This is a genomic window from bacterium (assembly GCA_020444065.1).
GTDB lineage: Bacteria > Sumerlaeota > Sumerlaeia > SLMS01 > JAHLLQ01 > JAHLLQ01.
Genome location: JAHLLQ010000004.1, coordinates 150,700 through 166,552 on the forward strand (window position 1 = coordinate 150,700; position 15,853 = coordinate 166,552).

At 59.7% G+C, this 15,853-nt stretch carries 12 protein-coding genes and 1 tRNA gene; 8 read left to right on the forward strand and 5 right to left on the reverse strand.

All coding sequences use genetic code 11. From position 1 onward, the window contains the following. Positions 1-12 precede the first annotated feature (12 nt). Complete coding sequence (locus KQI84_11845) at positions 13-1,152, forward strand: hypothetical protein (protein ID MCB2155570.1); 1,140 nt, start codon at positions 13-15, stop codon at positions 1,150-1,152. A 66-nt stretch (positions 1,153-1,218) separates the two neighbouring features. Here KQI84_11845 and rny read toward each other — a convergent pair whose 3' ends face one another. Further along, positions 1,219-2,784: a ribonuclease Y gene (rny, locus tag KQI84_11850; GenBank protein ID MCB2155571.1), complete on the reverse strand. Its 1,566-nt coding sequence runs from the start codon at positions 2,782-2,784 to the stop codon at positions 1,219-1,221. A gap of 232 nt (positions 2,785-3,016) precedes the next feature. On the opposite strand from rny, the gene KQI84_11855 reads away from it, so the two are divergent. Next, positions 3,017-5,350 (forward strand): VIT and VWA domain-containing protein, encoded by a 2,334-nt coding sequence (locus KQI84_11855; GenBank protein MCB2155572.1) that lies wholly within the window; start codon positions 3,017-3,019, stop codon positions 5,348-5,350. Positions 5,351-5,435: 85 nt separating this feature from the next. Here the strand turns inward: KQI84_11855 and panC are convergent, their stop codons facing one another. Beyond that, positions 5,436-6,287 (reverse strand): pantoate--beta-alanine ligase, encoded by an 852-nt coding sequence (gene panC / locus KQI84_11860; GenBank protein ID MCB2155573.1) that lies wholly within the window; start codon positions 6,285-6,287, stop codon positions 5,436-5,438. 295 nt (positions 6,288-6,582) lie between these two features. On the opposite strand from panC, the gene KQI84_11865 reads away from it, so the two are divergent. The 3 genes from KQI84_11865 to KQI84_11875 all read left to right on the forward strand — a co-directional run bounded on the left by KQI84_11865 (position 6,583) and on the right by KQI84_11875 (position 10,443). Next, entirely contained in the window at positions 6,583-8,271 is a 1,689-nt protein-coding gene (locus KQI84_11865; GenBank protein MCB2155574.1) for a TolC family protein, read from the forward strand. 67 nt (positions 8,272-8,338) lie between these two features. Continuing rightward, the gene (locus KQI84_11870) at positions 8,339-9,742 is read left to right on the forward strand and encodes an efflux RND transporter periplasmic adaptor subunit (protein MCB2155575.1); all 1,404 of its coding nucleotides are present in this window, start codon (positions 8,339-8,341) and stop codon (positions 9,740-9,742) included. Then, positions 9,742-10,443, forward strand: a complete 702-nt coding sequence (locus tag KQI84_11875) for an ABC transporter ATP-binding protein (protein MCB2155576.1) — start codon at positions 9,742-9,744, stop codon at positions 10,441-10,443. The genes KQI84_11870 and KQI84_11875 overlap by 1 nt, the downstream gene beginning before the upstream one ends. Positions 10,444-10,446: 3 nt before the next feature. Here the strand turns inward: KQI84_11875 and lptB are convergent, their stop codons facing one another. Further along, positions 10,447-11,226 (reverse strand): LPS export ABC transporter ATP-binding protein, encoded by a 780-nt coding sequence (lptB, locus tag KQI84_11880; GenBank protein ID MCB2155577.1) that lies wholly within the window; start codon positions 11,224-11,226, stop codon positions 10,447-10,449. A 236-nt stretch (positions 11,227-11,462) separates the two neighbouring features. On the opposite strand from lptB, the gene KQI84_11885 reads away from it, so the two are divergent. After that, positions 11,463-11,538 (forward strand) — tRNA-Lys (locus KQI84_11885). Between the two features lie 2 nt (positions 11,539-11,540). Here KQI84_11885 and KQI84_11890 read toward each other — a convergent pair. Beyond that, positions 11,541-12,335, reverse strand: coding sequence for a sugar nucleotide-binding protein (locus KQI84_11890; GenBank protein ID MCB2155578.1), 795 nt, complete (start codon positions 12,333-12,335; stop codon positions 11,541-11,543). Between the two features lie 12 nt (positions 12,336-12,347). After that, positions 12,348-13,184, reverse strand: coding sequence for a hypothetical protein (locus KQI84_11895; protein MCB2155579.1), 837 nt, complete (start codon positions 13,182-13,184; stop codon positions 12,348-12,350). A gap of 309 nt (positions 13,185-13,493) precedes the next feature. Here KQI84_11895 and queF point away from each other — a divergent pair, with 309 nt between their 5' ends. Both queF and KQI84_11905 read left to right on the forward strand, forming a co-directional pair. Further along, complete coding sequence (gene queF / locus KQI84_11900) at positions 13,494-13,904, forward strand: preQ(1) synthase (protein MCB2155580.1); 411 nt, start codon at positions 13,494-13,496, stop codon at positions 13,902-13,904. Between the two features lie 33 nt (positions 13,905-13,937). Continuing rightward, positions 13,938-15,764, forward strand: coding sequence for a hypothetical protein (locus KQI84_11905; GenBank protein ID MCB2155581.1), 1,827 nt, complete (start codon positions 13,938-13,940; stop codon positions 15,762-15,764). Positions 15,765-15,853 lie beyond the last annotated feature (89 nt).

The window sequence follows — 15,853 nt, forward strand, 5'->3', positions numbered from 1 at the left end:
GTGACGAATCGAGTGATCATGCTGCTCCCGGGATCGTCCTCCGTACGACTTGGGAACGGCTCGAAATCTGTGGCGATCCTCCTTTGGGGGATCGCCTTCTTCTTTTTGGCCAGCATGTCATCGGCCGTTGAGCCGCCCACTCCTGAGGGCCTCGAATGGCGCCTGGAGAGCCTTGATTCAGGCGAGATTCTATGGACCGGGCAACTTCCGCCCGCAGAACCACGCTCGCTCGTCCCCTGGCAGGCCGAGGCCGTCTGGACATCCGCATCCGACCCTGCGACGACGCGTCTGCTGGCTCGAACTGGTCGGATTCTGACGGAATTCAGAGTGAACCATACCCTTCCGCTCAGCACCCTCGGTCCGCCGCCCGGACCCGGGACCGTTGCTCTACGCTTCGAGCGACTCCATGACCTGGAACTCACTGCCTGGGCGTTCACGGCCGATCCCATGGAAGATGATCGATCGGGGGAGGAACTCCTTGGGGAATTGGAAGAAGACTGGAATGTCGCCGCCAACTACGGAGTTCGGCGGCCCGAGACCAGGGCGCTAATCGCGATTGGGTCCATCTATGTTCCCCTGGCGAAGCAACACCGCCAATCCCGCGATCGCTGGCTCGGCTGGTTCGCCGCGATGGCGCAGTCGGAGTCGGAGGTTCTCGCCCAGGCGCGGTTCCAGTCAGCGTTTTGGACAGGAATCCCGGATCCGCCGACGCAGAGATTGCGCTGGCAAGGCGGCCGTTTGGAAAGTGCCATCCACTCGCCCGGGGGCATTCGCTGGCGGCCCGTTATTCTGGTGGGCCTATCCGGCCGGATTGGCCCCACAGATCTCGATCTGATCAAGGCGATGGGCTTCAACATGATCGCGCCTGAGGAAACAACCGATGCTCTCCGGCACGCCGCAGAGCGACTCAACATCGTGCTGCTGGAAGACTTGCCTGCGGGCGTTCCGATCCGGCAACTGGCGGTAGGGGAGTCCTTCCAGGCCGGCCACCCTGTGCAGATTCTGACCGGCTGGGAGCCCTATGACCCCGAGATCGAGCAACCCCTGGCCGATCATCCCGATCGGCTGTGGCGTGCGGCGCTGGACGCGCTGCGCATCCGCCGTGGCGAGCAACCCGTTTCCTTGCCGCCGGGTCCGCAGTTGGAGTTCTGAGAGAGAAAACGCCCCGAGACCAAAGTCTCGGGGCGGTTGTTTTCGAGTCTGGATGAGGCGTTGTGTCTAGCGGGCGAACTCGGTCTTTCGCGTTTCTCGGACCACGACGACCTTGATTTGTCCCGGATACTGCAACTCCTCTTCGATGCGTTTTGTCACGTTTCGCGCCAGCAGACTGCATTCGTTGTCATTGAGCTTATCGGGCTCGACGATAATGCGAATCTCGCGGCCTGCCTGAATCGCGAAGGATTTGTCCACTCCGTCAAACGAGGAGGCGATTTCCTCCAGGTTTTCCAGTCTCTTGATGTAGCTTTCCAGGGTTTCTCTTCGAGCCCCTGGCCGGGCGGCGGAAATGGCATCTGCCGCCTGGGTGATTACTGCGGTCAAGGTTCTTGGCTTGACCTCGAAGTGGTGCGCTTCGATTGCGTGAACCACTTCGGGACGTTCACGGTACTTCTTGGCGAGTTCCGCACCGATCGCGGCGTGCGGTCCTTCCATTTCATGAGACACGGCCTTGCCCAGGTCATGCAGCAGGGTCGCTCGCTTCGCCAGCTTGGCGTCCAGCCCCAGCTCGGAGGCCAGGATTTCGGCGATATGCGCGCATTCGACACTGTGCTTCAAGACATTCTGCCCGTAACTGGTCCGGTACCTCAGCCGCCCAAGCAGCTTGATCAGTTCCGGGTGCATGTCGTGAATTCCCAGTTCGATGCAGGCACCTTCGCCTGCTTCCCGCGCCTGTTCCAGAACCTGGCGCTCGGTCTTCTCGACCACCTCCTCGATTCGGGCCGGATGAATCCGCCCATCGGCAACGAGTTTCTCCAACACTAACCGGGCAATTTCCCGTCGCATAGGATCGAAACAGGACAACACCACGGCCTCCGGCGTATCGTCGACGATGATGTTAACTCCCGTCGCCTGCTCCAGAGCCCGGATGTTGCGTCCTTCCCTGCCGATGATACGGCCCTTCATTTCATCACTCGGCAGATGAACCACCGAGACCGTCGTTTCACTCACCTGGTCCGTCGCGCATCGCTGCACGGCGAGGGTGAGAATCTGGCGGGATTTCTTCTCGGCGATGTCCTGCGTTTCCGTTTCCACTCGCCGGACCAGCGCGGCCGCCTCCTGGCGGACTTCGCTTTCCAGTGACTCGAGCAGAAGCTTCTTCGCTTCCTCTGCGGTCAAACCCGAGATTTCCTCGGTCTTGCGGATCAGTTCCGCCTTGTGTTCTTCCGCTTCAGCCAATGCCACCTCGACCGATTGGGTCCTCGCATCGAGGTTGCGTTCCTTATCGCCGACGGATTGTTCCCGCCGCCCGAGCTGCTCTTCACGTTTGTCGAGCTGCTCTTCCCGTTTGCGCAGCCGGCTCTCGTCGCGATCAATCTCCGAGCGCCGCTTGCCCAGGTCCTTCTCCAGCTTCCTTGTCCGCTCTTCGACTTTCTTCTGGGCTTCGATCTCCGCCTTCTCGAGGCGAATCTCGACGTCCTTCTGAGCGGTTTCTAGAATCCGGGAGGCTTCCTCCTGCGCCCTACTCAGGGTGTTCTCGCCTTTAGTCCGTGAATAGAATCCTCGACCTACGTATCCCAGTACGGCCCCGAGAAAGAGCCCCACCAGGGCATAGGGGATGTATTCCATTCGGCTAAGGTACCTCCTTCTGATGTTATGCTACGGTGCTTATATCTAACTATCCCCCCGCCCGGCCACTCATAGGCGCAAAACGGGGAACGATACGTCAGAATCCAAGCTAGAAAACGCTCTAAACCCTGGGGTTGTCAACGCGGAATCATTCAAGATTGTCGGGAACAATCGGTGTCTATCTCTTGTCACACCTCGCAGCAAACGACCCCGAGGAAGCGAGGACTGAACGATGAAGATCACCCGCCTGCTGATGATTCTGGCGCTTACACTGACATGGCCGGTCGCGGCGTCCGCAGTCTCCGTCCTGATGCCGACGGACAATCAATATCCTCCCCTGTCAATCAAGAGCAATCTGGTCGATGTCCGCGTTGATGGCCCCGTGGCGCGCACCCATATTTATCAGGTGTTTCACAACCCCCATCCTCGCGATCTGGAAGGCACCTTCGTCATCTCGCTGCCGAAGGACGCTCAGGTCACCGATTTCGTGATGACGATCAATGGCGAGGAGGTTCACGCGCAGGCCCTCGAGAGCGGCGAGGCTCGGGAGATCTACACCAGCATCGTCCGCCGGATGAAGGACCCCGGCCTGCTGGAGTTCGTCGATCACCAGACCTTCCGCGTTCGCGTTTTCCCGATTCCCGGAGATGGCGACATGCCGATCGAACTCAGCTATGCCCAGCCGCTTCGCCGCGAGGGCGACATGTACGCGCTCGATTTCGGGAGCGAAATGGCCGCCGGCGCTCGCCAGGTCGACGAATCGGCCTTCTCTGCGACGATCAACTGGGATAGCAGATTGGGTACGATCTACTCACCGACCCACCAGATCGACATCGAGCGCTCTGAGACCGGCCACCGGGCTGACGTGGATGTGCTCGATTTCCACCCCGAGGAGGGGCGCGACCTGACGATCCTGTTCGCGCCGGAGGAAGAGGGCGTGGGCATCCACGTGGTGACGAACCGCCCCGATGAGGACGAGCCGGGGACCTTTCTGCTGATGATTCACCCGCCGACAGTCGGTGCCCTGGCCCAGCCGGTGCCGAAGCTGGTGACCTTCGTTCTCGATGTCAGCGGCTCCATGAACCAGCAGGGCAAGATTGATAAAGCCAAGGCAGCGCTCATCCAGTGTCTTGGGGCGCTCGGGCCGGAGGACAAGTTCCGAATCCTGACGTTCGAATCCGGTGTCGATTCCTATCCCCGGCACCCTGCCGCGGCGACGCGCGAAAACATCGATGACGCGGTCGACTACATCGACAAGATCCGCGCCTCCGGCGGGACGAACTTCCACCAGGCCATGATGGACGCCCTGGGCGAGAAAGACGTCGACGGCCTGCACCAGATCGTCGTCCTGACCGATGGCCTCCCGACCGTCGGCGTGACGACTCCCGATCAGATCATGCGAGCAATCAAGTCCCATAATTCCAATGGTTTGCGTATCTTCACGCTCGGCGTCGGCTACGATGTGAATACGCACCTGCTGGACCGCGTGGCGGAGGAAACCCGCGCTCTCTCGACCTACGTGAAGCCGAAGGAAGACCTCGAGGTCAAGGTCTCGACCTTCTTTGATTCGGTCGCTTATCCGGTTCTCACGAACCTGCAACTGACGATCGACCATGTGGGGGCCTACGACGTTTATCCGCTGGAACTGCCCGATCTGTTCAAGGGGCAGGACTTGACGGTATTTGGCCGTTATCGCGAAGGCGATAAGGCGCGGATCCAACTGACCGGCATGGCGGGTGACAATGGATACGAGATCGAGCGCAAGACTGAATTCCCCGACGAGACCGGCGACGAGACGGCCTACATCGAAGACCTCTGGGCGAACCGCAAGGTCGGTTACCTGCTGGACCAGATTCGCCTCCATGGCGAAAACCCGGAACTGAAGGAAGCCGTGATCGAACTGGCCAAAGAACACAATCTTGTCACGCCATACACAAGCTTCCTGGTGGCTGATGATTCCGAGTTCGCAGAACGCCCTCCCGCGCTCGTCATGCAACATAGGATTTCAGGCATGGCGCCCGCCCGGAGAACTCTCCCCGCAGCCCCTGCAGGATCCCCGGCACAAGGCGGACGTGGGGGCGGTCCCTTGGTCGCCGACCATCCCACTGTATTTATGACCGACAAGATGACCAACGATACGTTCGAGTTCAGCACGGATACGACAACTAACCTCTTCCGTTTTTCCGATGCATTCGTATTGGATTCGTACGTGAGCGGCGAAGGAGCCGTGGAACTCTCGGAGATGCTGAACGAGAAGAAGCAGGCAGAGAGCCTGGGGCAGGTCGCAGCAGCGGACAAGAAGGCCACGGTCCGCCAGATCGCCGGCAAGACCTTCGTCTTCAACGGCAAGCAGTGGATTCAGCAGGACATCCCGGAAGACGCGAAGGAACTGAAAGTCGAGTACCTGAGCGACGCATACTTCGAACTGCTGAAGAAGTTCCCCAAGATGAAAGCCGCACTGGTTCTCGGCGAGCAGGTGACACTTCACCTTGGCGGCCGCAAGGTGGTGATCGGCGAAGCAGGCATCAGCAAGGTGGATGACTTGCCGAAGGAACTGAAGCGGTAGCAGAAATCGAGTACCAGGCAAAGGAAACGGCCCGAACCGGATGATTGGTTCGGGCCGTTCGACTAACCATAATGTTGGGCTCCGATCAGAGCCGCGTATTGTCGATCAGTCGCACGCCACCCACGCGAGCGGCGACGAGAACGAGCGTGTTGCCACTCTCGATGAGGTCGATCTCCTCGAGCGTCGTGCGCGATACAATATTCGCATAATCGAGCTCTATCTGATCGCCGGCACTGTTGATGTGGCTACGTACGGCCTGCAGCAACTCGCCGCGATGGAGGATGCCTTGCTTCGAGACGAGGAAATGCACGCGTTTCAATGCTCGGTGCAGACAGAGCGCCTGCTTGCGCTGCTCATCCGACAGCAACACATTGCGGCTGCTTAGCGCCAGCCCATCCTTGTCGCGGACCGTCGGGATTGCCTCGATGTTCACATCGATGCACAGGTCGCGGACCATGTGTTTCAGGATGACAAGCTGCTGGGCATCCTTGTGTCCGAAGATCGCGTAGTCGGGCTGCGTGATGTGGATGAGCTTCAAAACCACCGTGCAGACCCCACGGAAGTGCCCCTGGCGCGATTCACCCTCCAGCTTTGTCGACAAGTAGGACACGTTGGCGGTCGTCAGGAATCCCGGGGGGAACATGTCCTCGCCGGAGGGCGCGAAGAAGTACTCCACCCCCAGGTCCTTGCAGAGCTTCTTGTCTTCCTTCGGCGTTCGTGGATAGTCCGCGAGGTCCTTTTCCTCGGTGAACTGCAGCGGATTGACGAAGGAGCTGACGATCGTGATGTCTGCCAGGGATTTGGCCTTCTCGATCAGGCGGGCATGGCCGGCATGGAGCGCCCCCATTGTGGGCACAAGGGCGACGGTGATTTCGTCGTCGCGACGCCAGGCGGCGCCCAATTCGCACATTTTCTGGACAGATTCGATGACTTCCATCGGTCTCGATCCCCGGGGTAGAGTCCAGCGGCCGGTAAGCCCGGGCCGTGGCTGCATGAACACTCCACAGAAATCCCATCGGCGAAATGAAGGGCAAGGAGACTTTCGCGTAGAATGCGCAGAGAAGGCCGGTTACCCGATGAGACGGGGCGGAAACCGCACATCGAGGGAGCGACTGCGAGAATTTCCTGGCGCCTCCCCCCGGCTCACCGGCCAAGATGCCACTCTGTCTCCGGCGTGCCCTGGATCCCCTTTCCGGGGCACGCTTTCTGGAATTTCCACCCGAGAGGCTCCCATGAAAGGCACCGGCAGTTGGCGAGTTGGATTTCTATCTGCTGCGATCTTCCTGACAACAGCGACGGCGGCCGTTTCCCCGCTGCAAGCGCAGGAATCCGAGGAGGATGAGGTCGTCAGCAGGCTGGAAGCGATTGTTCGCGACGAGAAGATCCCCAGCTACGAGGATCTGCGGTTGCCTGCGGACACGGCCCGCGAGGCCCGCGAGCGCTTCCTGCTGACCGTGCCTTTGCTAGAGGGCGATGTGGCGACCAGCCAGGTCGTCTTCAGCGATGTCCCCGCCGATGGACCCTACGCACTTCTGACGTTGCCCGACCTTGTCGAAATCGCCCTGAACAATAACTTCGATCTGATCAACGACCGACGAGACATCGAAATCTCACGCAGCAACACACGCAGCGCCGAGGCAGAGTTCATTCCCTTCGTCGACTTCGTCAGCAGTGGGCGGATCACTTACAACCGTAACGAAGATGCTGTCGGGGCGAATGGCAAGGATGCCACCGTGACGACCGTGACGGACACGGAGAGCGCGGGCCTTGATGCGGGCGTGAACCTGCCGAGCGGCGGCAGCGTGACCTTTGACGTGGAGGAATCGCACACGCGGACGCGCACCCGTTCCGGAGCCGCCAATACGAAAAACTCCCCCTGGGGAACGGACGCCGAAGTCCGTTTCCTGCAGCCTCTTCTGCGCGGCGGTGGATTTGACGTCGGAACCGCAGACCTGCGCTCGGCCCGTCTTTCGGAGATGGATCGGATTCTGGGCAGCCAGCTTTCTCATCGCGATACGGTCCTGCAGGTCGTTCGGCAGTACTTCGACATTCTCTCCGTCAAGCAGCAGTTGATGGTCAGCCGGGACGCCATTACAGAGCGTTACCGCTTCCTGGATGAAACGCGCGTGAAGTTCGATGTCGGTCGTGTCGCGGAGTCCGAAATTCTGCGTGCCCAGATTCAGTTCCTGCAGGAAGTCGAAACGGCCATCAATCGCCAGGAGTCATTGGACAACGCCCGCGAGAGTCTTCTCATCCTGCTGGGCCTGCCACTCGACACGCCGATCTCATTGATCGACATCACGCAAGAGCTTCGCGATCGCGGTCGCATCGAGATTCCGAAGGTCGACCGGGCCGTGGCCGTCGCGATGAACAATCGCTACGAACTGATGCGGTCGGACATTTCGATCTCCCAGGCCGAGATTAATCAGCGCGTTTCGCGCAACGATCTCTTGCCGCAGTTGGATTTCGACGCCGGATATCGTCGTTACGATTCGGAGACGACGCTGAGGGGCGCGAACGAATGGGACAATTCGACTCTGGATGCGGGGCTGACGCTGCGGATTCCGCTGCAGAACATCCAGCGCCGCGAGGCTCACAAGCGCGCCGTGCTTCGCGTCGAACAGGCAGAGACGGATCGCCTTTCGCTGGAGCGCTCTCTGATGCAGGAGGTCTACTCGACCCATCGCTCGGTGCTGTCGACCGAGGCGAATCTGACCATTCTTCGGAAGACCGTCGAACAGGCCCGCCGTAACCTGGAACTGATCAACGGCAGCTTCGAAGTCGGCTTCTCGACCATCACGGAAGTTCGACTCGCCCAGGATGACTTGTTCGCGGCGGAAACGCGCTACAATAACGCCATCCTGAATTATCAGGTGGCCATCGCGCGCCTGTATGTGGCATTAGGGTTGCCGTTGTACTGACGACTCGGGCGGTCGGTCAAACTTCGCCGCCACGGATCGAGTCGCGTCAACAGGGGGATGTGCCAGCATGAAGCGCCTTGTCATTGCATTCATTTTCATTCTGATCGCTGCCGGAGCAGTTGCCGCCTGGATGTCCAGGGGCAAACTGAGCCTCCTGGACCAGGAGGTCGCCAATGCGCCGACCTATGATGTCCAGCGCGGCCCCTTCGAGGTCACACTCTCAAGCATTGGCGTTCTGCAGGCCTCAAAATCCGCTGCCCTTGGCGCCCCCTTTGAGGGCAAGGTGGTCAAGCTGATCCCGGAAGGCACGCGCGTCGAGGAAGGCGATCCGGTCGTGTGGTTCGAAACCACCGACTACGAAGAGAGCCTGAAGGACGAGAAGGCAGAACTGGCCCTTTCCGAGACGGATCTCGAGCAGGCGAAGAGAGATTACGAGCTTGAGGAGAAGAAGAATGAGCTGACCCTTGAGTCGGAGAAGACCAAGGTTGAAATCGCCCGCCACGACTATGACGACGCCAAGCAGAAGTACGAAGCGGAACTGGTCCTCTACAATCGCGACATTTCGCCGCAAACGAAGGTCGAGGAAGCGCGGTTGTCGCTGCTGCAGAAAGAGCTGAATCTGAGAAATGCGCAGATCAATCTTGCGAAGGTGCGGGAGAATCTCGCTGCGAATCTTCGCGTAAAGCAAACATCCATCGATCAGGCGAGATTGCGCCTCGAGGATCGCCAGCGGCGCGTTGACGAAGCGCAGGAGCGAATCGATTCCGCCATCCTGCGGGCGCCGAGCCCCGGCGACATTTCTTACCTCAATATCTGGAAGAGCGGAACGGTCGGCAAGATCGCCGAAGGTGACGAAGTCCACCGCCGCAACACGATCGCAGAGGTTCCGGACACGAGTCAGATGCTTGCCATCGTGCCGATCAACGAAATCGACATCTCGCGCGTTGAAAAGGGCCAGCCGGCGGAAGTGACCCTTGAAGCCTTGCCCGGACAGACATTCCCCGGAGTGGTCGACACGAAGTCCATCGTTCCGATCAGCGATTCCGCGACACGTCCATGGATGGGCGGAAACGAGTCCACTGGCGTGCGAGAGTTCGAGGTGCGCATTCGTCTCGAGGATTCCAATGAGTTGTTCCGGCAGGGCATGACTGCTTCCGCAAAGATCATCGTCCAGCACTCCGACGATGTCTTGCGCATCCCCTTGGATGGGCTGTTCATGAAGGACGGACAGCGCGGCGTGTACATCCGCAATGGCGATGGTGGGGCGCACTTCGTTCCGCTGAGTGTCAAGATGACGAATGACAACTTTGCGGCCGTCGAAGGCAAAATATCCGTCGGCGACAAGGTTCTGCTGCGCGATCCGCAGGAGATGGATGGCGCTGAGGCTCCGCAGGTTGCCGCCGAACCCCCACACAACGGCCCATCCGAGGGCCGAATGCCTCATGGTCCTCGGGGCGGCGGCGAATCATGATCATCCGCCTGTCAGGACTCGAGAAAACCTACAGCATGGGCACCGTCCAAGTGCATGCGTTGCGCGGCGTGGACCTGGAAGTCCCAGAGGGCGATTACATTGCCATCATGGGACCTTCGGGCTCGGGCAAATCGACGCTGATGCACATTATCGGCTGCCTGGATCGTCCATCGAAAGGCACCTACGAACTGCGCGGACGGCGCGTCGATTCGCTCGACGATCAGCAGCTTTCGCACACGCGCAATCGCGAGATCGGCTTCGTGTTCCAATCCTTCAACCTGCTTCCCCAGATGAACGTGCAGCAGAATGTTGAATTGCCGATGATTTACGCCGGAATGTCGCGTCACGAGCGCCAGGAGAAGGCCTCGATTGCGATTGAGCGCGTTGGCCTGCAGGACCGTGCGAAGCACCTGCCGAACGAGCTCAGCGGTGGCCAGCGCCAACGCGTCGCAATTGCGCGCGCTCTCGTGAACGATCCGGCGATTCTGCTCGCCGATGAACCGACAGGGAACCTGGATACGAAGACCGGCGAAGAAATCATGCGGCTCTTCGACGAAGTGCATGCCGCCGGAAACACGCTGATCCTTGTGACTCACGAGCCGGAAATCGGAGAGCACGCCCACCGCATCGTTCACATCCGCGACGGGCTGGTTAACAAAATCGCGGTTACGGAAAAAGCAAAGGCAGCGGCTGCGCGATAACGCCTACTCGTCTTTGGCCGCTTCTTTTTCTCTGCGCGTGCGGAGTTCCTTGTCCGATTCCAGATCGCGGACCAGGCGCTCGGTGATGTATTTTGCGCGCACCTGCGGATCGGCAGAGACTTCATCCACCGTACCGGATGCCGTGACGATTCCATCGAGCAGCATGTAGGACCGATCGGTCACATGGAGCGTCTCGCGCACGTTGTGGTCAGTGATCAGGATCCCCAGGCCGCGGTTGCGCAACTGGCTGATGATCATCTGAATATCCTCGATTGTCGGCGGGTCGATGCCGGCGAAGGGCTCGTCGAGGAAGATGAACTTTGGGTCAGTCGTCAGGGCGCGAGCGATCTCCACACGCCGCTTCTCGCCACCGGAGAGGGAATCCGCGATCCGGCGCCTCAGGTGTCCGATGCCGAGCTCGTCTTCGAGCTGGTCGATGCGTTCGCGGATGGCGGCGCGAGGATGGCCGTGAGCTTCCAGGATGGCCTTCAGGTTGTCGCGCACGGTCATTTTGCGAAAGACGCTGGTTTCCTGGGCCAGATAGCTGATGCCTTTGCGGGCGCGCAGGTGGATGGGCAGACCGGTGATGTCCTCGTTTTGGAAGTAGACCCTGCCGGACGTCGGCGGCGTGAAGCCGACCATCATTTTGAAGGTCGTCGTCTTGCCGGCACCATTCGGTCCCAGCAGCCCCACGATTTCGCCCGTGGAAACCTCCAGGCTCACCTGGTTCACGACACGGTTCTTGCCGTAGTCCTTGACCAGTTTCTTTGTGCGGATTGTCACCTTCTGCATGGGCGCCACCAAGCCTCCGAGAGAAAGAACCACCAGTCCCGGAGCGACCCCGGTCCAGCGTGGCGGCATGGTTGGTCACGGCAGCCGCCGGGGACAAGGGGAGTTTGCTGGAGCGGAGCGCGTATCCGTCGCGGGGATTTCAGGGTTGACGGGCATCGGCTTTGTGTGCCGCATTACCCGCGCGCCGGGAAGGCCTTTCGCGGCGCCGCCGTCAAATTCGGCACTGTGGGCGTATAGCTCAGTCGGTAGAGCAGTGGCCTTTTAAGCCATTGGTCCTAGGTTCGAGTCCTAGTGCGCCCACCATCTTATTCTCCTCCAAACTCACGCAATTCCGGCAGGCTCTCCTCCAACGGAGGCACGTTCGTTCGATCGTCCAGCATGCGCTGATCGTAGACGAAGTCGTTGTTGGCTTCGATCGGCCACTGCTTGCCGTGGCGCTTGTTCAGAGCTTGCACGATCTGGTGGAAGTTCCATTCGCGATTCTGATTTACCAGGTACGTGCCGGGAGGCATGGAGGCGACTCGCACGAGTGCCCGGGCGGATTCCTCGAGGAAACTGCAGGCCGGCATCCAAAGGCGACTGGCCTGAATGGCGCCCCCGGCGGCTCGATCGTGCAGGAACGCGATCATGTTGTTCGAATCCGGCGTCGTTCCAATCTGCCAGCCCAGGCGTGCGACACGGGTCTCATCGTTTGCATCCCGCGCACGGGCCTCGGCGGCGATCTTCTCGGGGCCAAAGCCCTCGGTCGCGTTTGCCGGGGAATCGGGTGTATATGGGCCATTTGTCTTCTCGGAGTACACCATCACGCTGCTCGTGAAGACGAACACGGCGCCGGCGGCTCTCGCAACACGCGCAAGCGTCTCCGTCCAGACCTGGCTGACGATGTAGCCTTCGTTCTCGAGTCCCGTCGGGCGCGTTGCCGTGGCCAGGTGAAAGATCACGTCCGGCGCGGTCTCGCGCACGAAGGATTCGATCGCGCCAGAATCCGTCACGCCGAGTTTTTCGCGATCGTAGCGGACGACCTCGTGGCCTTGGGTGATGAGTTCTGAACAGAGCGCCGTACCGACCGTGCCGGAGGCGCCGGTGACAATTGCTTTCATGGATGAGGACTCCTACCGATTGCTCGCAGTCTGGACGTCCCTCTCCTCATCCGTCGTGCTGGTACTTGAATATGGTCGAATCTGGCCGAAGGGCCAGTTGATCGCCTCTTCGACAGTGATCATGACAACCGTCGTTCCGCCGTCAACCTCGGCGATTCTCAGCGGATGCTTCGTAATCATCTCGTGCAACTGGCTGGGTTCGCGCAGCGATGGGTGTGCGGCACCGAAAGTCTGCGAGCGTTCCCAGAAGATCCTCTGAAGCGCCTGCGAAACCTCTCTGCGCACCGACTCATCGCCATCCGCGAGATAAATGTAGCCCCGCAGATCCTGAAGCGTCCTCTCCGTATCTCGCCGCATCAGTTCTTTGTATAACTCGGGATAGCGCAGTTCCTGGGCGCGATCTCCATCGGGAACCGGCGAATGAGCCAGCATCCGCTGCCCGCTGTTCTTTGGCGGCGGCCCCAACATGCGGTGTGCCTGCGCAAGGAGTTCCTCTGCCTTTTCATGCCCGGGGACATCCCTCGACTGGCGCCACATCTTGGTAATGTTGACTTCCAGGTTCCGGCCATTGTCCGGGTTCTCAATGTGCAGGAGATCGTCGGAGGACACCCAGTAGCGATAGCCATCGTCGTGGATGTGCAGTTCATCCACGACCCATCCCAAATAGCCTTCCCGAGTGCTGTCGTGGGCTTGCAGCCATTCGCGATCGGCCGGCGCCAGTCGCGCATATACTTGCTCCGGATCGGCCTCGTGCTCATGCGCGTCCTGCTCGCAGCCCGCAAGCAGGCAAACGCCGAGCACGATGGGTGCGATCTGCCAGAAGCCGAATCTGCCGAATCCCCTGAGCACTTCCTTTGCATTCCCCCCTTGGCGGTGCGACTGGATGCAAGACAACGATTGGACTCTGAATGTTCCCAGGTTGTTTGCGCTTTTCCAGTTTCAGTCCCTGTACGATCAGTATGCCTTGCGTATTCAAGTTCGGACAAGTGGAAACGCCTCTGATGACGGTTTGGAACGCGCGGGCCTGCCCAATTTGCGCGAACAATCATCTTGCACGGCCATCTGCCCAGCGTGAAATCTGATTGGCCAAATCTTGAGCAGGCTATTGACACCCATACACAGGTGTCCCATACTTCTCCAGACCAGGGGGAACTACAGATGGCAGGCAATGAGAAGATCTCCGATACCACCGGGATCACGGTTCTGGGGGACCCTACCCAGGGGGCTCCGGCGAGGAAGCTTGAAGCATTTCCGTTTCACCACAAGCAACCCACCCGTGTGACATTCCACTGCCAGGAGTTCTCCTGCTACTGCCCGGTGACGGGCCAGCCGGACTACGCCACGATCGACATCGAGTACGAGCCGGACGCGAAGGCGCTCGAAAGCAAGTCGCTGCGCAACTACTTGTGGTCTTTCCGCGATACCCGCGGATTCCACGAGGACGTTGTGCATCGTATCCTGGATGATCTTTCATCGTTCCTGAGTCCCAAATGGATGCGTGTGACCGGGCACTTCAACATCCGCGGCGGAATCGCGATCGATGTCGTGGCAGAGAGCGAGAAGGCTTAGAATCCGAGCTAGTCACGGCGAAGGAGACAGACCATGAGGCGATGCAGTCTGGAGTGGTGGGGGAGCATTGTACTCTTGATGGTGTTGCTGGTCGGCGGCGCCCACGCACAGAGTGCGGATGAACTGACAACCAGGACGCTTCTCTTGCCGAGCGATCGGACGATTGGTCTGCTGCTGACTGCGGAATACCACGTCGGTGAGACGATCAGATGGGTCGATCGCGGCGATGCGCGTGGTAATATCGACATTCCCGCCGGGTGGGCTGCGAAGCTCATTGTGAACACGCAGGGAGCCGAGGACCTGATGCCACTGGCGGCGTTGGGTGCGAATGATCTCCAGTCGCTCGACCTTTCCGGAACGCAAATCTCCGATCTGGACCTGGCGAACCTGCGAAGTCTCGCCGGCTTGTGGGAACTCGACCTCAGTTCCACCGATCTGCACGAAGGTGGGCTTCAGTTCCTCTCGGATCTCAAGAATCTTCGCCGCCTGAATCTCATCCTGTCGCATGTGCCGGATCGCGACCTGAAAGCCTTAGTTCAGTTACAGAATCTGGAGGAGCTTGCCCTACCGCGTACCATTACCAGCGTTGGCGTGCGGCACCTTGTTGCATTGCGGAATCTGCGTCGGCTCGATCTTTCGCAGACGCGAGTCGACGACGAGGGCATTCAGTTGATCTCCTCGTTGAACCGCCTGGAGGAACTGCACCTTCCACTCGACGTGACCAATGAATCGATGCCCGTGATCGGGCGCTTCCTTGCACTGAAGAAACTCAACATGAAGTCCACGCGCGTGACGGATGCGGGCCTTGAATCGCTCAAGAGCCACCCCCGGCTGGAGGACCTCGCGCTGCCCACGCAGGTCACGGACGAAGGGTTGGTTTACTGCAAGGATATGGTCGCGCTGAGATCGCTGGACTTGTCGCTGACGCGTGTGTCTGGAACGGGTCTGATTCACTTGGGACGTCTGCCGCGATTGCAGTCACTCGATCTGAGCAACTCGCGATTGCGTGAACCCGACGGGGCGGCGATCTCCTTCGTAACATCGCTGAAGTCGCTCGATGTTTCCGACACGAGAATCGGCGACAATTTCGTCGAGCACCTGACATCTCTGCCGCGGCTTGAGACAATTAACCTGTATTCCACCTATGTCAGCGATGACGGCGCCGAGAGCCTCGGGAAGATCACAACGTTGCGTTGGATCAATCTCTCACATACGCCCATGGGTGTGCAATCCGCTCCTCATCTCGCGCAATTGCCCAACCTGGAAGCACTCATCCTGGACGATACGAACTACACGGATGTTGGATTGAAGCCCCTGACACAGCTTCCTCGCCTGCGCATTCTCCGTCTTGGGCACACCCTCGTCAGCAATCACGGAGTCTCCAGTCTGGTACAGATGCCAGGACTGATGGAACTGAGTATGGCGCACACACGACTAAACGACGAGGGGCTTGCACAGTTGGCGGTACTGACGGGACTTCGATCGCTCGACCTCGGGTACACCGACATTCGCCCGGATGGATTGGAACCTTTGGCGCAATTGCCGCATTTGAAGCGCCTCGACCTGTCCGGTGTCGAAATGAACGACGTCGGAATGCGGATGCTATCGCAATTCCCAGCGCTGGAGGAGCTGACGCTCTACGGAAACGACATCTCGGCGGATGGGATCGGTGAGCTTGTAAGCCTCAAGAACCTGCGCGAGTTGAGCCTGTTCGACACGCCCATTAACCATCGCGTTCAGGTGCAACTTCGCAAATTCAAGTCGCTCCGCCGGCTCATTGTCACGTCGCGACATGCGAGCATGGCGCGCATCTTCGAACTCCGCGAAGCCATGCCGAACTGCAAGGTGGACTCCCGCTGACCCGAGACGGCAAGCATTTCGATTTGGCGAGACGGCCGGGATGGGCTACACTTCTCAGGTTGGGTTACGGAGTAATCCGGCGGGATTTG